The organism is Mesorhizobium sp. B2-4-17 (assembly GCF_006441275.1).
In the GTDB taxonomy this organism is placed as follows: Bacteria; Pseudomonadota; Alphaproteobacteria; order Rhizobiales; family Rhizobiaceae; genus Mesorhizobium.
In genome coordinates this window covers 1-19,667 of the sequence record NZ_VFUX01000018.1, presented here as the reverse complement: position 1 = coordinate 19,667, position 19,667 = coordinate 1, and the positions used below count along the sequence as shown (strand labels likewise).

Below are 19,667 nucleotides of genomic sequence, written 5' to 3'. Positions count from 1 at the left end.
ATGAACTCGAATGACAGACGTTTGCCAGCAGGCGGCCGCATCGATCGTGCGCAACCGATTGGCTTCAGCTTCGATGGCCGCACGCTGAACGGCTACCAAGGCGACACGCTGGCTTCGGCTTTGCTGGCCAACGGGATCACACTCACCGGACGTAGCTTCAAATATCACCGACCGCGCGGCATCTTCTCGGCCGGCCCCGAAGAACCGAACGCTCTGGTCACCCTCGGGAGTGGGGGACGGCGCGAACCGAACCTGCCGGCCACCACGCTCGAACTGGCGGAAGGCATGTCTGCCGAAAGCCAGAACCGCTGGCCGTCACTTGCGTTCGACCTGCAGAGCATCAACGGGCTGTTTGCGCCGTTCCTTTCGGCCGGCTTCTACTACAAGACCTTCATGGGACCGACGCGGCGCGCCTGGATGTTCTATGAGCATTTTATCCGCCGGGCGGCAGGCCTGGGCCGGGCCGGCACGGAGCCCGATCCCGATCGCTACGAGGTGCGTCACGCATTTGCCGATATTGCCATTGTCGGCGGCGGCCCTGCCGGCCTCTCGGCGGCTCGCGCCGCGGCATACGCAGGCGCAAGCGTTGCGCTGATCGAGCAGGATTTCCTGCTCGGCGGCCAGCTTCTTTCGGAGCGTTCCGATGGCGAGGCGGCAGCGTGGCTGAAGGCGGTCGAGACCGAACTGGCAGGCCTGTCCAACGTCACGGTGCTGCGCAAGACGATGGCGTTCGGCGCCTATGACGGCAACACCCTGGCGCTGATCGAACGAAACGATGATCCGACCGCGCAAGGCGCTCCGCGGCAGGTCTTCACCATGCTTCGCGCCCGCGCAGTCGTCTTTGCCACCGGTGCCATCGAGCGGCCGCTGGTCTTCTCCAACAATGACCGGCCGGGTGTCATGCTGGCATCGGCCGCCCGGATCTACCTCAATCGCTTCGCCGTCCTGCCGGGCAAGAATATCCTGGTCGCTGCCGCGAATGACGGCGCCTATCTCACCGCCATCGATCTCGCCGCCGCCGGTGCGCAAGTGACCATCGCGGATCAGCGCAGCGCCTCACCTGCCGATCTGGCGGAGGAAGCCAGGCGCCTGAACATAGCGATCCGGGCCGGGACCCAAATCGCCGACCTGCGTGGCGGCCATGAGGTCAAGGCCGCGAAGCTTGCCGGGCCGCGCGGCAATTCGGAGATTGCGTGCGACCTCGTCTGCGTGTCCGGCGGCTGGTCACCGACCGTGCATCTCACCTCGCATCTCGGGGTCAAGCCTATCTATCGCGACGACATGGACGGCTTCATCCCCGGCGCCTTTCCGGCAGGCCACTTTGGCGCGGGCGCGATGATTGGCTGCTTCTCGACCGCCGATGGCACCGACGGCGGCCACCGTGCCGGCATCAAAGCTGCGGCCTTCTGCGGAAAATCTCGAGCCGCACCGGCCCCTGCGAGGCTCGATCTCGGCGAAGCCGCGGCCAACGCGTTCCGTGCAATCCCCTTCGTCGGCCGCGGAAAGGCCTTTGTCGATTTCCAGATGGATGTGACCAGCAAGGACATCGAACTGGCGTATCGCGAGGGTTATGAATCGGTCGAGCACCTGAAGCGCTACACCACGCTCGGTATGGGGACCGACCAGGGCAAGACCAGCAATTTCGCCGCGCTGTCGGCCATGGCGGCGTTGCGCCAGGCGACGATCCCGCAAACCGGAACAACGACCTTTCGTCCGCCCTACGCGCCGATCGCTATCGGCGCGCTCGCCGGCCGCGCCGTTGGTCACCATTTCAAGCCGGTTCGCCGCACGCCGATGCACGACTGGCATATGGCGAATGGCGCAGAGATGCTCGAGGTGGGGCTGTGGATGCGTCCGTATTTCTATCGCGCCGCCGGCCGCGACGTGAATGAGGCCTATGTCGCCGAGATGCGCATGGTGCGCGGCGCCGCGGGTCTGATGGATATTTCCACCCTCGGCAAGGTCGACGTGCAAGGCCCAGACGCGGCCATTTTCCTCGACCGGGTCTATGCCAACGGCTTTGCCAAGCTGCCGGTCGGCCGCGCCCGCTACGGCGTCATGCTGCGCGATGACGGCATCGTCTTCGACGACGGCACGACCACGCGGCTCTCGGAAAACCGCTTCTTCATGACCACCTCGACCGCCAAGGCGGCCGATGTCCTGTCGCGGCTGGAATTCCTGCTCGACACCGCGTGGCCGGACCTGCGCACCTCCGTCACCTCCGTCAGCGACGAATGGGCAGCGATGTCGGTCGCCGGACCGAGGAGCCGCGATATCCTTGCCGCCGCCTTTCCGGAGATCGACGTCTCGAACGATGCGCTGCCGCATATGGGCCTTGCCGAAGCGGAGTTTGACGGCCGGGCATTGCGCATCATGAGGCTCAGCTATTCCGGCGAGCGCGCCTACGAGATCTATGTCGGCGCAACTGCCGGCGGGAAGGTCTGGCACCATTTGCTTGAGGCCGCCGCGCCCTTCGGCCTGAGACCCTACGGGATCGAAGCGCTCGGGGCGCTGCGGGTCGAAAAGGGCCATGTCGCCGGACCCGAGATCGATGGCCGTACCGCGCTCGACGATCTCGGCCTTGGCCGCATGATCGGAAAGCGCACCGGATTCGTTGGTGATGTCTTGCGGCGGCGTCCGGCCTTTCAGGCGCCCAACCGCCAGCGACTTGTCGGACTGGAATGCACTGAGGAAGGCAAGCGCCTGCGTGGCGGCGCGATATTGTTCATGCCCGACGATACCGTTGCAGGGCATGGACGCGGCCGGATAACCTCAGTCACGTTCAGCCCGGAGCACGGCCGTTATGTCGGCCTTGCCCTGCTGGCAGGCGATGTCGCGGTCGAGGGAAGCGAAGTCCTCGCCACCTATCCGATGAAGGCTGAAACCGTTCGCGCCCGCATCGTCTCGCCCGTCTTTCTGGATCCGAAAGGAGAGCGGCTGCATGGTTGAGGCTCTGGCATTGAAAGATTTCAATCTGTCGACGTCAGATTGCCCGATCGTTCAGATCGAGGGCTGGGACGGGATGCTGGCCCGGTTTGAGTTGAGTGTTTCGCAATTACTGGGCACCGCCCTGCCCGTCTCCGTCGGCGAGACTGCCCGTTGTGCCGACACGCTCATCGTCCGGGTCTCTCCCCGCCGTCTGTGGCTGATCACGGAGGCGGATGCAAAACCGCCGCAACCCGCGATCGATCCCGAGCTGGGCTGTTCGCTCTCCCTCGGCGAGGGACGCGTGCGCTTCAGCTTGAGCGGCGCGGGCGTCCTGGAAATCCTCTCCAACTGCATCGCAGTCGACTGGCGCTCGGCAGGCTCAGCGCCAGGCCGCGCATTGCAAACGGCCCTCCATCACGTACCGGTGCTCGTCCTGCGCACGAGCGAGACCGGCTGCGACATGATCGTGCCGCGAAGCTTTGCGCGCAGCCTTGCGGACTGGATCGCCGAAAGCCGTTCTTCGCCTGGAACTAAAGCGCGAAATTGACTGACCGCTGGCCGACAAGATGGAACCCTTTCCAACCGGGGATTTGGAAGTAATCACGTCGAGGATCGCTCGACAGCGGCTGTCGACCGCAAAACCCACCAACAAAGCCATCCGGAGCCTCCGGCGCTGACATGGTGCTCGATGCCCTCGGCATCGATGCGCGCCGTCTCGGCGCTGACGCCGAGCGAGCGCAGGAAGGCTTCCACCGTCTGGTGACGGATGCGGCTCTCCTCGGCAACCTTGCGGCCGGCCTCGGTCAGGAACACACCGCGATAGGGTTTTCTCGACACCAGCCCGTCGGCGCACAACCTGGTCAGCATCTTGGCCACTGTCGGCTGGGCGACGCCGAGCCTAGCCGCAATGTCGACTTGGCGCGCCTCGTTGCCGTCCTCGATCAGGTCGGCGATCAGTTCGACATAGTCCTCGACAAGTGCGCTGCGGCGCGCTTCGCGCGTCTGCCGGAACCCTTCCGAGTGGACGTCGGCGTCAGGCAATGGCTCACGCGGGACCGGTTTGTTCTTCAGCGCCAATGCGCGCTCCTCCTGGGAGTTTTGCCGTCCCTGTTTTTATAGCACGGGCTTTGATTCTTCAGGCCGTTTATTTGGAGGCATGTTCGCCGATCGGCAAGCAGGTCGTTGCGCGTCGGGACGACGTTCCTCCGCCAGCCCATGCCCTCGATGGGACGGCAGAAACCGATCCAGTGCCATTGTCCGTGACTCCTGGGGCCATATTTGGGTGTTGCTGAGCTGAAACCGCCCGACTGCAATCGCCGCCAGGGGAGAAAGCCATGACCCGCAGTGACGTTCTGATCGTAGGCGCCGGCCCAACTGGCCTGGTGCTGGCGCTTTGGCTCACCAGGCTGGGTGTCGGCGTCCGCATCATCGACAGGACCGCCGAGCCCGGCACGACCTCGCGCGCCTTGGCCGTTGCCGCGCACACGCTCGAACTCTACCGTCAACTCGATCTGGCCGATGCCGTGACCGCGCGCGGCCACAAGGTGCGCGCCGCCAATTTGTGGGTGCGCGGTAAAGCGAAGGCGCGCGTGCCGTTCGCGGCGATCGGCGAGGATCTGTCGCCCTATCCCTTTTTGCAGATCTTTCCGCAGGACGAGCACGAACGCCTTCTGGTCGAACGGCTCGGACAATTGGGCGTCACCGTCGAGCGGCGGACCGAATTGCATGATTTCACCGACCATGGCGACCACATTGTCGCCCGCCTGCGTGGCGAGCATGGCGAGGAGACCGTCGAATTCAGCTATCTGGCGGGTTGTGACGGCGCACGTTCCCTGGTGCGCGAGACGATATCGGCCGGTTTTTCCGGCGGCACCTATCGTGAACTTTTTTACGTCGCCGATGTCGAGGCATCCGGTGAAGCGATCAATGGCGAATTGCATGTCGATCTCGACGAGGCCGACTTCCTGGCGATCTTTCCGCTGGCGGACACGCGCCGCGCTCGGCTGATCGGCACGGTCCGCGACGAACGCGCGGATCATGCCGACACGCTGACATTCGACGACGTCAGCAGCAAGGCGATCGAAAACCTGAAGATCAAGATCGAAAAGGTGAACTGGTTCTCGACCTACCATGTTCACCACCGCGTCGCCGGGCAGTTCCGCAAGGGCCGCGCATTCCTGCTGGGTGACGCGGCGCATATCCACAGTCCGGTCGGCGGACAAGGAATGAACACCGGGATCGGGGACGCGATCAACGTTGCCTGGAAACTGTCTTGCGTGCTCGCGGCACGGGCGCCCGATGCCCTGCTCGACAGCTATGAGATCGAGCGCATTGCATTCGCCAGACGCCTCGTTGCCACCACCGACTTCATCTTCACCTTCGTCACTGCCGACGGGCACATCGCCGACCTCGTACGCACGCGGATCGCGCCGATTGTCGTACCCAGGGTCCTCGGCATAGACCGGGTTCGCGAATTCATCTTCCGGACCGTTTCGCAAATCACCCTCAACTACCGCGACAGCCCCGTCAGCGAGGGCTCCGCGGGCGAGGTCCGCGGCGGCGACCGGCTGCCATGGGCGCCGGTCGGGGGATTGGACAATTTTACGTCGCTCGCCGCCCCGCAATGGCAGGTCCATATCTACGGCGTCGCCAATGGCGATGTGAGGTCCTGGTGCGAACGCCATCGGGTTCCGCTGAACGTCTTCGACTGGCGGCCTGCTTATGAAGCAGCAGGCCTGGCCCGTGATGCGCTCTATCTCCTGCGGCCCGACACCTATGTGGCGCTAGCCGATCCCCAGGCTTCGGTCGATACGCTCGAGCGTTATTGCAGCGATAGAGGCTTTTCCATCGGAATCTAGGGCAATTGCTCGACCCGGATATCGAGTCCGATTGCCTGTTCGCCACCTCCGGCAAAATGCCGGACAAAAAGCACCGACAATGAAATATAGCATATTGCATAATGTTGAGCCGTGACATAGCTTAAGGGAGATCGACAAGTCTCGCGGAAAGCCCTCTTTCATGTCTGAAGCCGAAGCCACAGCCTCCCGATCCGCATGGCGGGTAGCCGGGCCCGAAGAGGACGACCAGCCCAGCCTGCGTGAGGTCAATTCCTCCATCGCGGTGCCGAGTTCCGGCGCCTGGTTCCGCCGCCTGTTCGCTTTCATGGGTCCCGGCTACATGGTCTCGGTCGGCTACATGGATCCCGGCAATTGGGCGACCGACCTCGCCGGCGGCGCCCAGTTCGGCTACACGCTCCTGTTCATCATCATGCTGTCCAACCTGATGGCGATCCTGCTGCAGGCGCTGGCAGCCCGGCTTGGCATCGCCACCGGCCGCGACCTCGCCCAGGCCTGCCGTGCCTATTATCCGCGCCCGGTCAATTTCGTGCTGTGGATCGCCTGCGAACTCGCCATCATCGCCTGTGATCTGGCCGAGGTGATCGGCACGGCGATCGCGCTGCAGCTCTTGTTCGGCATTCCGCTGATCGGCGGCGCCGTGCTCACCGCGCTTGACGCCTTCCTGGTGCTGCTGTTGATGAACAAGGGCTTTCGCTATCTCGAAGCCTTCGTCGTCGCGCTTTTGATCATCATCTTCAGCTGCTTTGCCATTCAGATTTTCGTTGCCGCCCCGCCGGCCGGCACGATCCTGCATTCGATGTTCGTGCCGTCCTCGGAAATCGTCACCAACCCGGCGATGCTCTACATCGCCATCGGCATCATCGGCGCCACCGTCATGCCGCACAATCTCTATTTGCACTCCTCGATCGTGCAGACCCGCGCCTATGAACGCACCGACGCCGGCAAACGCGATGCCGTCAAATGGGCAACGGCGGATTCGACCATCGCCCTGATGCTGGCGCTGTTCGTCAACGCCGCCATCCTGATCGTGTCGGCGGTAGCGTTCCACGGCACCGGCCACCAGGATGTCGCCGAGATCGGTCAGGCCTTCGAGCTCTTGTCGCCTTTGCTGGGCCTCGGCATCGCCTCGATCCTGTTTGCCGTCGCGCTGCTTGCCTCGGGCCTGAACTCGACGGTGACGGCGACACTTGCCGGCCAGATCGTCATGGAAGGTTTCCTGCGCCTGCGCATCCCCAACTGGGCGCGCCGGCTTTTGACGCGCGGCATCGCCATCGTCCCGGTCGTGGCCGTCACCGCGCTCTACGGCGAGAAGGGCACCGGCCAGTTGCTGGTGTTCAGCCAGGTGATCCTGTCGATGCAGTTGCCTTTCGCGGTCATCCCGCTGGTGCAGTTCGTCTCCGACCGGAGGAAGATGGGCAGTCTTGCCATTCCGCGCGCGGTCGCCGCGTTGGCCTGGGTGGTCGCGGCCATCATCCTGGTGCTCAATTTCAAGCTGCTCTACGACACGATATTCGGGATGGGCTGAAGTCCACCCGGTCCCAAGAGCGCAAAATCGCGCTATCTTCCCGGGCGTCATGTCCAATGTCGAAGACGCCAGAAAGTTCTATGCACGGCTGATGGCCGCCAACGCCGCCTCATCGGACCCGCGGCTGGAAGACGTGTTCGCCAGTGTTCCGCGCGAAGCCTTCCTCGGTCCGGGGCCGTGGACGATCATCGCCGGCAAGGGCAAGATAACCACGCCGAGCTCCGATCCGGTCCACCTCTACCAGAACGTGCTGGTAGCGCTCGACGCCGACAAGGGCATCAACAATGGCGAGCCGTTCCTGCACGCCATGTGGATCGGGAAACTGGCGCCGAGACCTGGCGAGGCCGCCACGCATATCGGCGCCGGCACCGGCTATTACACAGCGCTGCTGGCCAGACTTGTCGCGCCCGGCGGCAGCGTCACCGCTTTCGAGCTCGACAAAGACCTGGCCGACCGCGCGCGAAAAAATCTCGAAGCCTATGACAACGTCGCCGTCGTCCATGGCGATGCCGTCATGTCCTCCCTGCCCCCATCCGATATCATCTACGTCAATGCCGGCGTCGTCGCACCTCCGGCCGGCTGGCTGAAGGCTCTGCGCCAGGGCGGCCGCATGATCTTTCCCTGGCGCCCGGCCGAGACCGTCCCGTTCGCCGTGATGGTGACCCGCACCGAAAAAGGCTTCGCGTGCGAACCGTTCATGCGCTCCTGGTTCATCCCTTGCGTCGGCGCGTCGAGCGTGGACCCCGCCGCCAAGATCCCGACGCGCGACCAGGCCGCGCGCAGCCGCTCGATCTGGCTGACGCATGACAAGGCGCCGGACCGCAGCGCCACCGCTATTTTCGGCGATGTCTGGTTCTCGTCGAAAAAGCCCGGCGCCAGACCCGGCAGCTGACCGATTGATGGCCGGGCTTGCGCAAAATCTGGCAAGCCATGTCGGGATGCTCACGCGCCGGCCGTCCTTGGGCCATAGTCCAGCCGCGACGGCGTGGACGGAGCAAAGGAGAGCACAATGAGAAAGATCATCGCCGCCACCTTCGTCAGCCTCGACGGCGTCATGCAGGCGCCGGGCGGTCCGGAAGAGGATCCTGTGGGCGGCTTCGAGTTCGGCGGCTGGACGTTCCATTACTTTGACGAGGTGGCGGGCACGGTCATGGAAGAATTGTTCTCCAGACCCTTTGCGCTGCTGCTCGGCCGCAGGACCTACGACATCTTCGCCGCGTATTGGCCGTATCAGAAAGATCCAATCGGCGATGCCTTCAACCCGGCGACCAAATACGTGGCCACGCACCGTCCGGATTCGCTGACCTGGCAGAACACCCAGTGGCTTGGGTCCGATGTCATTGCAAGGCTTAAGGAACTCAAGCAGGAAGACGGACCTGACCTGCTGATCCAGGGATCGGGCAATCTCATCCAGACGCTGCTCGCCAACGGGCTGATCGACGAAATCCGGCTGATGATCTTTCCGCTGTTGCTGGGCAAGGGCAAGCGGCTGTTCGGCGACGACGCGCTGCCCGCCGCCTTCACGCTCATCAAGTCGCAGGCGTCAACCACCGGCGTTATCATGGCGACTTATGAGCGCGGCGGTGAGATCAAGACCGGGTCATTCGTGCAGCAGGAGCCGTCCGACGCCGAGCTCGAGCGGCGCAGGAACTGGAAGTAGATTGTCGGAGGTGGCACCAAGCTGGAACAGCGAAGTTCGCCCCCTCAAGCCGCCTGCGCCCGCCGCGCCAGTCCATCACGTATATGCCGCGCGAACTCCTGCGCTGCCGGCGCAACGCCATGCCTCGGCAGATGCAGGTTGATGGCAAAATTCGGCAGTGGCGGCAGGCCGGATTCGAACGGCAATATGTCGAGATCGGCCGGCACGGTGGAAGCCAGCCAGGTGGTGACGGCGAGGTCCGATCGCACGGTTGCCGTCGTCGCGTCGATGTTGCCGTTCTCGAACACGGTGCGCCATTCCAGCCCGTGCTCGTTGAGCGCCGCCAGCACGACCGGGCGAAAGGCGCAGGTATCGGCGACGATCGAAACCGGCAGCGGACGCTTGGCACGGGCAACGCCGCCCTTCGCGCCGACCCAGACCAGCCGGTCGATGACAAGGCATTCGCCGGCGCTCGGACCGACGCGCTCCTCGATCACTGCGAGGTCGATGGTTCCCGCAGCCAGCGCTGACGCCAAGTCCGGCGAGGAGGCGCAGACTAGCGAGATCTCGACCTGCGGATAGGTCTCGGCATAGGCCTTCAGCACCGGCGCCAGCAAGGTGCCGACCAGATCGTAGGGGACGCCGAGCCGCACCCGGCCGGCGATGGCACTCCCCGCCATCTCGGCCCAGATTTCATCGTTGAGGCTGAGCAGTCGCTTTGCCTTGTCGAACAGCCGCTCACCGGACCGCGTCAGGCGCAGGCCGCGCCGGTCGCGCTCGAACAGGCCGCATCCGAGCGTCTCCTCCAGCCGCTTGACCTGCTGGCTGACGGCGCCCTGGGTCAGATGCAGCGCATTGGCCGCCGCCGTCATACTGGCCTTGTCGGCGACGGTGACGAAGGTGCGGATGAGCGCAGTGTCGAGATTACGGATCATGTCTGCATTATAGTTCCTAATGCCAACCATGACAAACATTGCATTTACTGATTGATAGTCGCGCATACCATGACGGCCACCGACAAAGGAAGCCGCATGCTCCAGCCCATCCTGCCACTCATCCTGTTCGCCTTCGTGGCCACCGCCACGCCCGGCATCGCCACAACCTTGTCAACGGCGTCGGGCGCGCAGTTCGGCTTTCGCCGTTCGGTGCCGCTGATGATCGGCAGCGCCGCCGGCCTCGCGACCGTGACAGGGGCGGCGGCCGCCGGGCTCGCGGGCCTGTTGCTTGCGGTGCCTTCCTTGCAACTGGCGATGAAGATCGCCGGCTCGCTCTATCTCGTCTGGCTGGCGGTCAAGATCGGCCGCGCGGGACCGCCCAATCTCGACGTGGCGATGGCCAGACCCAACAGCTTTCTTGGCGGCGCCGGCATCCAGTGGATGAACCCCAAGGGCTGGGCGATGGGACTGGGCGCGGCGGCCTCTTTCGCCGCGCTCGCCGACGGGCCGGGAAAGCTCGCCCTGCTCCTCGGCTCGACCTTCGGCCTCACCGCCGCCATCTCGCTGTCCGTCTGGTGCGCGGCCGGCATGGTGCTGGCACGGCTGCTCAAGACCGAGTGGCAATGGCGCGTGCTCAACATCGTGCTGGCGCTCGTGCTGGCGGCCTCGATCATTCCGATGTGGCGGACTGTTTAGCACAGACCGAGTCCCTCTCTTTCGCAAAGCGGGGAGAGGAACCGCACGAGGTCAGCGCCAGTACCCCCACCCGGACCTTCGGTCCGACCTCCCCACAAGGGGGAGGTAGAAAACACGCGCCCTACCCTCCCCCCTTGTGGGGTCCGAAGGTCGGCCGAGACTCGTGGCTCGCCCGGGCAAGCCGATGCGAAGCAGCTGGGTGGGGTGCTGGTTCGCGTCGCGAACCTCTTTAGGCCGCGTAGCGAGGGGCCGGCTTGGCGGCGTGCAGGCTGCCGTAGAAGGCTTGCCGGGCGCCGAGGAACGTATCCAGCTTGGCCGCGTCGGCAAGCGCCGGCGCGGTGACGGCTTCGCCCCTGGCCAGGCCGACAAGGGCGGCATCGACCAGATCGTCGGCATTCATGATGATCTCCTTCGGCAACTGGTCGATATCGCTGCCGGCAAGTTCCCAGAAATCGGTCCGGGTCGCACCCGGCAGCACCACCTGGACCTTGACGCCGGTGCCCGCGACCTCGCGATGCAGGGCTTCGGTGAAGTTGACGACATAGGCCTTGGTGCCGCTGTAGATGCCGCCGAACGAGCTGTCGAAGGCAAGCACCGAGGCGATGTTGACGATGGCGCCGCGATTGCGCGCCAAAAGCCCCGGCAGCACCGCGCGGGTCAGCCGGGTGAGCGCCACGACATTGACCTTGATCATGCGCTCGGCCGCGTCGGCGTCGGCCGTCGCCACCACCTGCTGGCCGCCGAGGCCGGCATTGTTGACCAGCAGCGTCACGCTGTCGTCGGCGGATATCGCCTGCTCTACGCGGCGCACATCATCGTCGTTGGACAGATCGGCGCTGATCACGCTGACCTTGCGATCGTGGGTATAGCGCAGCTTCTCGGCCAATTCCTCCAGCCGGTCGGCGCGCCGCGCCACCAGCACGAGGTCGTATCCCTGCCCAGCCAGCCGGTCCGCGTAGACCGCACCGATGCCCGACGAAGCACCGGTGACGACCGCCGTGCCCTTGTTGTCTTTCCTAGTCATTGTCGTTCCTTCCGTCCTGTTCGTTTGTCGCTCGGCCTTGCGGACTATCCAGTCCCCGCGCCGCGCCATTCAATGCAATTAGTGGCATATGCCACTTTCGCGGAAGCAGGTATATGCCGCTATCTTGTCAACGACGACCCCGAAAACTATTTTTGCGACAGGCTGGCGCATCCGTTGCGCAGCCAAGGAGTTCACATGACCGAGAGCCACGGGCCGGGATTCAGCCTTTGCAACAACGCCACGCTGCGCCGCGCCGGGCGCAGCCTCGGCCGCTTCTACGACGACATGCTGGCGCCTACCGGGCTGAAGGGCACGCAGTTTGGCTTGCTCTTTCAGATCGATGTCAGCGACGAGCCGACGATGGGCGCCCTGGCCGAAGCGCTGATCATGGACCTGTCGGCGCTCGGCCATACGCTGAAGCCGCTGATCCGCGACGGCTATGTCGAGACTTTCACCGACAGGGACGACCGCCGCGTCAGGCGCGTGCGGCTGACGCCGCTGGGCAAGGTCAAGCTCGAGGAAGCGATAAAATTATGGAGCATGGCCCAGCAGCGTTTCGAGGCGATGGTCGGCAACGAGCGCGCGGCTCAGCTGCGTGCCGCGCTGGATGAAATCGCCGAGCTGGATTTCGAAACGCCGACGACCGCCCCTTCCGATTGAAGGAGCGGCCGTCGAAACCGGTTCGGTCAATTCTATTCCGCCGGCATCGCCACTGGCCTCGCCAGCATACGCCCGGCCAGCACGATACCCAGTCCGATCAACGGGAACGCCGCGGCGACGAGGCCGAGATCGGCCGGCGCGCCGTAGCGCAGCACCTCGCCGCCGACGACGGCACCAAGTGCCACGCCCAGATAAAGCGCCGAGCCGTTGAGCGACAGCACGATGGGCGCTGCATCGGGCGCCAGCCTGATGATGCGGCTGGCCTGAGCCGGCGGGAACGCCCAGCCGACAATGCCCCACGGCACCATCATCGCCATCAGCGCCGGCCCGGCAATATGCTGCGGCAGGAAGGAGGGAACGACCGACAGCATCACCAGCATGGCCGCGCTCAGCGTCAGCGACCAGCCGACGGTGCGCGTGGCGCCGAAACGGTCGGCGGCCTGGCCGCCGGCGATGTTGCCGATGACGGCGCCGACGCCGAAGGCGAGCAGCATGCCGGGCAGCGCGATCTGGCCAAGCCCGGCGCCCTCGATGGCGAGCGGCGCGACATAGGCAAAGACGGTGAAGGCACCTGTCAGCGCCAGCAGCGTCGTCAACAGGATCGGCATCACGCCGGGACGCGTTGCGGCGGCAAGCCGGCGCTTCAGGGGCAGTCTGGTGCCGACGATGCCGCGCGGCAGCCTGTACCACAGGATCGCGCCGGCGAGCGCGCCAAGCCCGGCAATGGCATAGAAGGTGCCGCGCCAGCCGGCGATCGCAGCGACTAGAGCGCCGAGCGGCGCACCGACGGCAACGGCGACCGTGGTGCCGCCGACGACGACAGCGATGGCGCGCGCCCGGTGATGGTCATCGACCAGCGCCACCGCCGTGCCTTGCGCGGTCGCCGCGAACAGGCCCGACGACAACGCCATGATGATGCGCGCGATCAGAAGCACCTCGAAGGAGGAACTCATGGCGGCGACGACGTTGCCGACAACGAAGAACACCAACGTCCACAGGATGACGCGGCGCCGGTCCCATTCGCCGGTCAGCGTCGCCAGGATAGGCGTGCCGATCGCATAGGCGAGCGCGAAGGCGGTGATCAGAGATCCGGCGAGCGGTATGGAAATGCCGGCATCCCTGGCGATGTCAGGCAGGAGGCTGGAGATGACGAAGCCTTCGGTCGAGATCGTGAACGATCCGAGCGCAAGCCAGAAAAGCCGCTTGTCCATGCGAGATGTCCTTAGTTCAAAAGTTATTGAACAATTGGACATAAGGGAGCATGATGTCAATGAAGACTGGTAAAAATAGCAGAACCATCCTGACAGCCCTGTGTCAGCACGGTCATCGAATGGAGAAACAGTGTGCATGCCCGCAGCAGGACAGACGCGTTGAAATCGGCCCGAACTGTGCTTAGTTTTCGAGCATGACCCTGCCCCATCCCAATATTGACCAGATCAGCCTGCCGATCGTGCTCGGCGTGCTCGGCGACCCGACACGGCTGGCGATCGTGCGCTATCTTGCCAGCAAGGAAGGCGTGCCGCTGAACTGCAGCCGTTTCCTCGACCTCGGTTCCAAGACCAATCTGAGCTATCACCTCGCCAAGCTGCGCGAGGCCGGGGTCACCCGCGCCGAAGTGGTCGGCACCAATCGCATGATCACGCTGCGCCGCGCCGATCTCGACGCCCGCTTCCCGGGCCTGCTCGACAGCGTCATCGCCGCCGCAGTGGACGACCCCGCATTGCCGGCCGTCGGCGGCCAGGACCTCGAAATCCCTAATTAGAAACGATTACCGGATTGGCTGCAGTTTCCATTTCAACATTGATGATTTATGCATCTCACTTTCGAGATGGGGGATCGATGAGCAATTCTCAGATGGAAAAATATGTCTGGGCATCGGTCCTATATTATACTGTAACCGTGATTGCGTCGGTGCTTCTTGTAGCCGCTTACGTGAGCGACGTTGGTTTCCTTCTGGGCCTTCTTATAATATTTGGATACCTTGTGCTGGTCATATTTCTTAGAGCGTGGCAGCGTAGGAGACATCCGCGAAGTGCCTATCAAATAGAATTGGCCAAATGGAGATCGAGCCAGTAGCCGCCCTGGCTATAGTCCGCTCGGCACCACATTCATATCGACACTCACAATCACCGACATGCCGGCGCCAGCATCCGGACCTTGCCCCTCGTCGAGGATGACTTGGCGAGGGGATCGGCTGCGGTTTCGAAAGCAGCAGCAGTGGTTCCCCCGTCCGCCCCGCGGCATGGTTCGCTTGAATTTTCGGACTTACATGGCGGCACATCGTCCCTTATAAAACCGGCCGGGCATGCGGCGGAACCGCCGTGGCATGGTGATTTGACTATCGGCGCACGGCCAAATGAAGAGGCGCACAGTTACACTCCGAAAAAGTTTGCATGCGCTGATTGCCGCCGCTCCGCTGCTGATGGCGGCGTGGCAGGCTGTTGTCCCGGCTCATGCCGAAGAGGCCCCGTTCATCTCCATTGTCACCGGGCTGGCGCCAGACGACCTGCTCAATGTCCGCACCAAGCCATCGCCGATCGGCAAGACCGAGACCCGTCTGGCCGCTGGCGCCAGCGTCAGGAACCTCGGCTGTAACGACATTGACGGGCATCAATGGTGCAAGATCGTGTCGGACAATCCCCGGGCAACTGGCTGGGCCCCCGCGCGCTATCTCGTTCCCGTCAACCCGGCGACCGTACCTGACGCGGACCAACAGGCGGATGCCGGCGCCGAGGACGAGGACGCGGCTGCCGATGCGAACACGGACGGGGACAGGGTGGTGTCCGCCGATCCCGCCCAGCCGCCGCTGGCGCCTCCAGCCGACCTGGCGGCAAGGTTGGGGCGCGCGGCTCATCCGGCCGCCCCTGAAACACCGATGAAATCGGCCGCCGACACCGCCATGCAGGATGCCTATGGCCTGGCATTGGCCGCTGCCGAAACCCCGTCGACCGGTGAGGTCGCGGCACCCGCCGTGCCCGCCGCCCACGACCCGCTGACCGTCGCGGAACTGCCGCATCAGTCCGACGCTCTCGCCAGTGGCGGCTCCATCGAGATTCCCTGCGCCCGCAATGTCGGCCAACCGATGACCCGCTGCGCGGCAACAGTCCTGCATAAGGGTACGGACAAGGCCGAAGTGACAGTGACCTGGCCCGACGGCGGCACCCGTGTCATCTCGTTCGACGGTGGCCGGCCGGCCGGCTCGGACGCCAAAGGCGATTTCCGCTTCACCCGCGAAGGCAGCCTCAGCATGATCCGCATCGGGGTGTCGGAACGGTTCGAGATCACCGACGCGGTGGCGTTCGGGAAATAGGTTTTGGAGGGAATAAGGCAGTCGGGATTAGGCAGTAGGCCAATAGCCGGTTCGTGGCTGCGCGCGCCGAACTCCACCCGTTGGCAAGTCGCTACTGCCTACTGCCTATTGCCCATTGCCTAACCCCTGCTCCCTGCATTTTCGGGGTTACATCCCGCAAAACTCTTCCCTATAAGGCCCTCCTAGCCTGATACCAGAATCGCAAGCACAACCGGCCGGGTCTTCCCGTCCCGGTTTTTCGTGCAAGCCGCTCGCCGAACGGAATTTCGAACATGCCAAGACGCACCGACATCAAGTCGATCCTGATCATCGGGGCCGGCCCCATCGTCATCGGCCAGGCCTGCGAGTTCGACTATTCCGGCACCCAGGCCTGCAAGGCGCTCAAGGAAGAGGGCTTCCGCGTCATCCTGGTCAATTCCAATCCGGCCACCATCATGACCGACCCGGAACTGGCCGACGCCACCTACATCGAGCCGATCACGCCCGAGGTTGTCGCCAAGATCATCGCCAAGGAACGGCCCGACGCGCTGCTGCCGACCATGGGTGGCCAGACCGCGCTCAACACCGCGCTGTCGCTGCGCCGCATGGGCGTGCTGGAGCGCTATCAGGTCGAGATGATCGGCGCCGACGCCACGGCCATCGACAAGGCCGAGGACCGCGCCCTGTTCCGCGAGGCGATGAGCAAGATCGGGCTCGAGACGCCGAAGTCGATGCTGGCCAACGCCACCGACGTCAAGAACGCCGACCGCAAGACGCATGAGGCCGAGCGTGCGGCGCTGAAGGCCGAGAAGCCGGAGAATCTCGATGCCGCGCTCGACGCGCTTGAAACCAGCTGGAACCTCGGCGAAGGCGACCGCAAGCAGCGCTATATCGGCCATGCCATGGCGGTGGCCGCGCAGGCGCTCGACCATGTCGGCCTGCCCGCCATCATCCGCCCCTCCTTCACCATGGGCGGCACCGGAGGCGGCATCGCCTATAACCGCGCCGAGTTCTACGATATCGTCCAGTCCGGCCTCGACGCCTCGCCGACCACCGAAGTCCTGATCGAGGAGAGCGTGCTTGGCTGGAAGGAGTATGAGATGGAGGTCGTCCGCGACAAGGCGGACAATTGCATCATCGTCTGCTCGATCGAGAACATCGACCCGATGGGCGTGCACACGGGCGACTCCATCACCGTCGCACCGGCGCTGACCTTGACCGATAAGGAATACCAGATGATGCGCAACGCCTCGATCGCGGTGCTGCGCGAGATCGGCGTCGAGACCGGCGGCTCCAATGTGCAGTTCGCCGTCAACCCGGCCGATGGCCGCCTCGTCGTCATCGAAATGAACCCGCGCGTTTCGCGCTCCTCGGCACTTGCCTCCAAGGCGACCGGCTTCCCGATCGCCAAGATCGCCGCCAAGCTCGCCGTAGGCTACACGCTGGACGAGCTGGAGAACGACATCACCGGCGGCGCCACGCCGGCCTCGTTCGAACCGTCGATCGATTACGTGGTGACCAAGATCCCGCGTTTCGCCTTCGAGAAATTCCCCGGCGCAGAGCCGGTGCTGACCACCGCCATGAAGTCGGTCGGCGAAGTCATGGCCATCGGCCGCACCTTCCAGGAGTCTTTGCAGAAGGCGCTGCGTGGGCTCGAAACCGGCCTCACCGGCCTCGACGAGATCGAAATCCCCGGCCTCGGCCATGGAACCGCGGTCGCCAGCCATGCCGACGACCGCAACGCCATCCGTGCCGCACTGGGCACGCCGACGCCCGACCGTCTGCGCATGGTGGCGCAGGCGATCCGCATGGGCACCTCGCTGGAAGACGTGCACGCCATGTGCAAGATCGACCCGTGGTTCCTCGAGCAGATATCCGGCATCGTCGCCATGGAAGCGCGCATCCGCGAGCACGGCCTGCCGCAGGATGCCGTCAATCTGCGCATGCTGAAGGCGATGGGTTTCTCCGATGCCCGCCTCGCCTCGCTGACGAAGACCGACGCCGAAGTGATTCAGAAGACTCGGCAAAAGCTCGACGTTCATCCGGTTTATAAGCGCATCGACACCTGCGCGGCCGAGTTCGCCTCGCCCACCGCCTATATGTACTCGACCTATGAAGTGCCGTTCGCGGGCAGCCTCGCCAACGAGGCGCAGGTCTCGTCGCGCAAGAAGGTGGTCATCCTCGGCGGCGGCCCGAACCGCATCGGCCAGGGCATCGAATTCGACTATTGCTGCTGCCATGCGGCGTTTGCGCTGCGCGACGCCGGCTATGAAGCGATCATGATCAACTGCAACCCCGAGACCGTGTCGACCGACTACGACACCTCGGACCGGCTTTATTTCGATCCGCTGACGGCGGAAGACGTGCTGGAGATCCTGCGCGCCGAAAAGGCCTCGGGCGAACTGGTCGGCGTCATCGTCCAGTTCGGCGGCCAGACGCCGCTGAAGCTGGCCGACGCGCTGGAGAAGGCCGGCATTCCGATCCTCGGCACCTCGCCCGACATGATCGATCTCGCCGAGGACCGCGATCGCTTCCAGAAGCTGCTGCACAAGCTCAACCTCAGCCAGCCGAAGAACGGCATCGCCTATTCGGTCGAGCAGGCCCGCCTCGTCGCCGGCGAACTCGGCTTCCCGCTGGTGGTGCGCCCCTCCTACGTGCTCGGCGGCCGCGCCATGCAGATCATTCATGACGAGAGCATGCTGCAGACCTACCTGCTCGACACCGTGCCCGGCCTGGTGCCGGAGGACATCAAGCAGAAATACCCCAACGACAAGACCGGCCAGATCAACACGCTACTGGGCAAGAACCCGCTGCTGTTCGACACCTATCTCTCAGGCGCCATCGAGGTCGATGTCGACTGCCTCTGCGATGGCAAGGCGACCTTCGTCTCCGGCATTCTGGAACACATCGAGGAAGCCGGCATCCATTCGGGCGACTCGGCCTGCTCGCTACCCGTTCACTCGCTGCCTTCGGATCTCGTCGACGAGCTGGAGCGCCAGACGGCCGCGCTTGCCCGCGCGCTCAATGTCGGCGGGCTGATGAACGTGCAGTACGCGATCAAGGACGGCACGGTCTATGTGCTGGAGGTCAATCCGCGGGCGTCGCGCACCGTGCCCTTCGTCGCCAAGACCATCGGGCGTCCGATTGCGAAAATCGCGGCCCGCATCATGGCCGGCGAGACGCTGGAAGACGCCTTCGCCCATTACGGCCCCCTGCCCGATGCCCGCAACCCCGGCCACATCGCGGTCAAGGAAGCCGTCTTCCCCTTCGCCCGCTTCCCCGGCGTCGACATCTTGCTCGGACCGGAAATGCGCTCGACCGGCGAAGTCATGGGCCTCGACCGCGATTTCGCGCTGGCCTTCGCCAAGAGCCAGCTCGGCGCCGGCGTCGACCTGCCGCGCTACGGCACGCTGTTCGTCTCGGTACGCGACGAGGACAAGAAAGGCATCCTGCCGGCGGTGAAGCGCCTCGCCGGCCTCGGCTTCAAGGTGCTGGCGACATCAGGCACGCAGCGCTTCCTCGCCGAAAACGGTGTCGTCGCCGAAAAGATCAACAAGGTCCTGGAAGGTCGCCCCCACATCGAAGACGCCATCCGCAACCGCCAGGTCCAGATCGTCTTCAACACCACGGACGGCCAGAAGGCGGTGTCGGATTCGAAGTCGCTGCGCAGGGCAACGCTGATGCAGAAGGTGCCGTATTACACGACGCTATCGGGTGCGGCGGCGGTGGCCGAGGCGATCGCGGCGTTGAAGGCGGGGAGCTTGGAAGTGCGGCCGCTGCAGGAGTATTTTGCTTGAGGAGAGCTTTCTTCTCCCCGTTCAACGGGGAGAAGATGCCGGCAGGCAGATGAGGGGCAGCGCTAGCTTTGCTTGGGCGAGGACCAGGCATGAGGCCCAAGGCCAAACAGGTATTTCGGAGTTATTTGCGGATTAGATTAACGCTTGATAACTTCACTCCGTAGTGACGGAGTCAGGATTCTTTCGTGGAAAGCTGGAAAACCCTACTCAGTGCGACGCTTGCTCTTTCACCTACGGACACTAGAGCATAATCTGACCTGACGGAATCGCGAGGGATTCCCATCGGCGAGAATATCTGATTCATCATGTCTGCTGG

15 protein-coding genes are annotated in these 19,667 nt (G+C 64.2%); 11 read left to right on the top strand and 4 right to left on the bottom strand.

The genetic code is table 11. The features are described 5' to 3' along the window. Together FJ548_RS15595 and FJ548_RS15590 are read left to right on the top strand one after the other, a co-directional pair. On the top strand, nt 1-2,949 hold the full coding sequence (locus FJ548_RS15595; RefSeq protein WP_140778318.1) for a sarcosine oxidase subunit alpha family protein: 2,949 nt from the start codon (nt 1-3) through the stop codon (nt 2,947-2,949). Further along, nucleotides 2,942-3,475: a sarcosine oxidase subunit gamma gene (locus FJ548_RS15590; protein ID WP_246678678.1), complete on the top strand. Its 534-nt coding sequence runs from the start codon at nt 2,942-2,944 to the stop codon at nt 3,473-3,475. Before FJ548_RS15595 ends, FJ548_RS15590 begins: the two co-directional genes overlap by 8 nt. 53 nt (nt 3,476-3,528) lie before the next feature. On the opposite strand, the gene mntR is transcribed toward FJ548_RS15590, so the two are convergent. Further along, nucleotides 3,529-4,005, bottom strand: a complete 477-nt coding sequence (gene mntR, locus FJ548_RS15585; protein WP_246678677.1) for a manganese-binding transcriptional regulator MntR — start codon at nt 4,003-4,005, stop codon at nt 3,529-3,531. Nucleotides 4,006-4,262: 257 nt separating this feature from the next. Here mntR and FJ548_RS15580 point away from each other — a divergent pair, with 257 nt between their 5' ends. The 4 genes from FJ548_RS15580 (at nt 4,263) to FJ548_RS15565 (ending at nt 8,971) form a co-directional block, all read left to right on the top strand. Further along, the gene (locus tag FJ548_RS15580) at nt 4,263-5,786 is read left to right on the top strand and encodes an FAD-dependent monooxygenase (RefSeq protein ID WP_140778317.1); all 1,524 of its coding nucleotides are present in this window, start codon (nt 4,263-4,265) and stop codon (nt 5,784-5,786) included. A gap of 160 nt (nt 5,787-5,946) precedes the next feature. Beyond that, the gene (locus tag FJ548_RS15575; RefSeq protein WP_140613337.1) at nt 5,947-7,311 is read left to right on the top strand and encodes an Nramp family divalent metal transporter; all 1,365 of its coding nucleotides are present in this window, start codon (nt 5,947-5,949) and stop codon (nt 7,309-7,311) included. Between the two features lie 49 nt (nt 7,312-7,360). After that, nucleotides 7,361-8,203, top strand: a complete 843-nt coding sequence (locus FJ548_RS15570) for a protein-L-isoaspartate O-methyltransferase (protein WP_181168803.1) — start codon at nt 7,361-7,363, stop codon at nt 8,201-8,203. 117 nt (nt 8,204-8,320) lie between these two features. Further along, a complete protein-coding gene (locus tag FJ548_RS15565; protein WP_140778316.1) occupies nt 8,321-8,971 on the top strand; it encodes a dihydrofolate reductase family protein in 651 nt (216 codons plus the stop codon). Between the two features lie 44 nt (nt 8,972-9,015). Here the strand turns inward: FJ548_RS15565 and FJ548_RS15560 are convergent, their stop codons facing one another. After that, the gene (locus FJ548_RS15560) at nt 9,016-9,885 is read right to left on the bottom strand and encodes a LysR substrate-binding domain-containing protein (protein WP_140763489.1); all 870 of its coding nucleotides are present in this window, start codon (nt 9,883-9,885) and stop codon (nt 9,016-9,018) included. Nucleotides 9,886-9,981: 96 nt separating this feature from the next. Between FJ548_RS15560 and FJ548_RS15555 the strand changes: the two genes are divergently transcribed. Then, nucleotides 9,982-10,581 carry a LysE family translocator gene (locus FJ548_RS15555; protein WP_140778315.1) on the top strand — a complete coding sequence of 200 codons (600 nt, stop codon included), beginning with the start codon at nt 9,982-9,984 and terminating at the stop codon, nt 10,579-10,581. Nucleotides 10,582-10,810: 229 nt separating this feature from the next. Here FJ548_RS15555 and FJ548_RS15550 read toward each other — a convergent pair whose 3' ends face one another. Further along, nucleotides 10,811-11,605, bottom strand: a complete 795-nt coding sequence (locus FJ548_RS15550; protein ID WP_140778314.1) for an SDR family oxidoreductase — start codon at nt 11,603-11,605, stop codon at nt 10,811-10,813. 195 nt (nt 11,606-11,800) lie between these two features. On the opposite strand from FJ548_RS15550, the gene FJ548_RS15545 reads away from it, so the two are divergent. Then, the gene (locus FJ548_RS15545) at nt 11,801-12,265 is read left to right on the top strand and encodes a MarR family winged helix-turn-helix transcriptional regulator (protein WP_140778313.1); all 465 of its coding nucleotides are present in this window, start codon (nt 11,801-11,803) and stop codon (nt 12,263-12,265) included. 32 nt (nt 12,266-12,297) lie between these two features. On the opposite strand, the gene FJ548_RS15540 is transcribed toward FJ548_RS15545, so the two are convergent. Beyond that, nucleotides 12,298-13,476 carry an MFS transporter gene (locus tag FJ548_RS15540; RefSeq protein ID WP_140778312.1) on the bottom strand — a complete coding sequence of 393 codons (1,179 nt, stop codon included), beginning with the start codon at nt 13,474-13,476 and terminating at the stop codon, nt 12,298-12,300. Between the two features lie 194 nt (nt 13,477-13,670). On the opposite strand from FJ548_RS15540, the gene FJ548_RS15535 reads away from it, so the two are divergent. From FJ548_RS15535 to carB, 3 genes are all read left to right on the top strand, one after another. Beyond that, nucleotides 13,671-14,027 (top strand): helix-turn-helix transcriptional regulator, encoded by a 357-nt coding sequence (locus FJ548_RS15535; RefSeq protein WP_140778311.1) that lies wholly within the window; start codon nt 13,671-13,673, stop codon nt 14,025-14,027. A 594-nt stretch (nt 14,028-14,621) separates the two neighbouring features. After that, on the top strand, nt 14,622-15,575 hold the full coding sequence (locus tag FJ548_RS15525) for an SH3 domain-containing protein (RefSeq protein ID WP_140778309.1): 954 nt from the start codon (nt 14,622-14,624) through the stop codon (nt 15,573-15,575). A gap of 272 nt (nt 15,576-15,847) precedes the next feature. After that, the gene (carB, locus tag FJ548_RS15520; protein WP_140778308.1) at nt 15,848-19,351 is read left to right on the top strand and encodes a carbamoyl-phosphate synthase large subunit; all 3,504 of its coding nucleotides are present in this window, start codon (nt 15,848-15,850) and stop codon (nt 19,349-19,351) included. The last annotated feature ends 316 nt before the right edge of the window (nt 19,352-19,667 follow it).

What these genes read in the sequence shown, in the direction of transcription:
- FJ548_RS15550 (WP_140778314.1), bottom strand. Translation starts at nt 11,605, where the DNA reads ATGACTAGGAAAGACAACAAGGGCACGGCGGTCGTCACCGGTGCTTCG.
- FJ548_RS15540 (WP_140778312.1), bottom strand. Translation starts at nt 13,476, where the DNA reads ATGGACAAGCGGCTTTTCTGGCTTGCGCTCGGATCGTTCACGATCTCG.
- FJ548_RS15525 (WP_140778309.1), top strand. Translation starts at nt 14,622, where the DNA reads ATGAAGAGGCGCACAGTTACACTCCGAAAAAGTTTGCATGCGCTGATT.
- FJ548_RS15590 (WP_246678678.1), top strand. Translation starts at nt 2,942, where the DNA reads ATGGTTGAGGCTCTGGCATTGAAAGATTTCAATCTGTCGACGTCAGAT.
- FJ548_RS15560 (WP_140763489.1), bottom strand. Translation starts at nt 9,885, where the DNA reads ATGATCCGTAATCTCGACACTGCGCTCATCCGCACCTTCGTCACCGTC.
- FJ548_RS15535 (WP_140778311.1), top strand. Translation starts at nt 13,671, where the DNA reads ATGACCCTGCCCCATCCCAATATTGACCAGATCAGCCTGCCGATCGTG.
- carB (WP_140778308.1), top strand. Translation starts at nt 15,848, where the DNA reads ATGCCAAGACGCACCGACATCAAGTCGATCCTGATCATCGGGGCCGGC.
- FJ548_RS15555 (WP_140778315.1), top strand. Translation starts at nt 9,982, where the DNA reads ATGCTCCAGCCCATCCTGCCACTCATCCTGTTCGCCTTCGTGGCCACC.
- FJ548_RS15565 (WP_140778316.1), top strand. Translation starts at nt 8,321, where the DNA reads ATGAGAAAGATCATCGCCGCCACCTTCGTCAGCCTCGACGGCGTCATG.
- FJ548_RS15570 (WP_181168803.1), top strand. Translation starts at nt 7,361, where the DNA reads ATGTCCAATGTCGAAGACGCCAGAAAGTTCTATGCACGGCTGATGGCC.
- FJ548_RS15595 (WP_140778318.1), top strand. Translation starts at nt 1, where the DNA reads ATGAACTCGAATGACAGACGTTTGCCAGCAGGCGGCCGCATCGATCGT.
- FJ548_RS15575 (WP_140613337.1), top strand. Translation starts at nt 5,947, where the DNA reads ATGTCTGAAGCCGAAGCCACAGCCTCCCGATCCGCATGGCGGGTAGCC.
- FJ548_RS15545 (WP_140778313.1), top strand. Translation starts at nt 11,801, where the DNA reads ATGACCGAGAGCCACGGGCCGGGATTCAGCCTTTGCAACAACGCCACG.
- FJ548_RS15580 (WP_140778317.1), top strand. Translation starts at nt 4,263, where the DNA reads ATGACCCGCAGTGACGTTCTGATCGTAGGCGCCGGCCCAACTGGCCTG.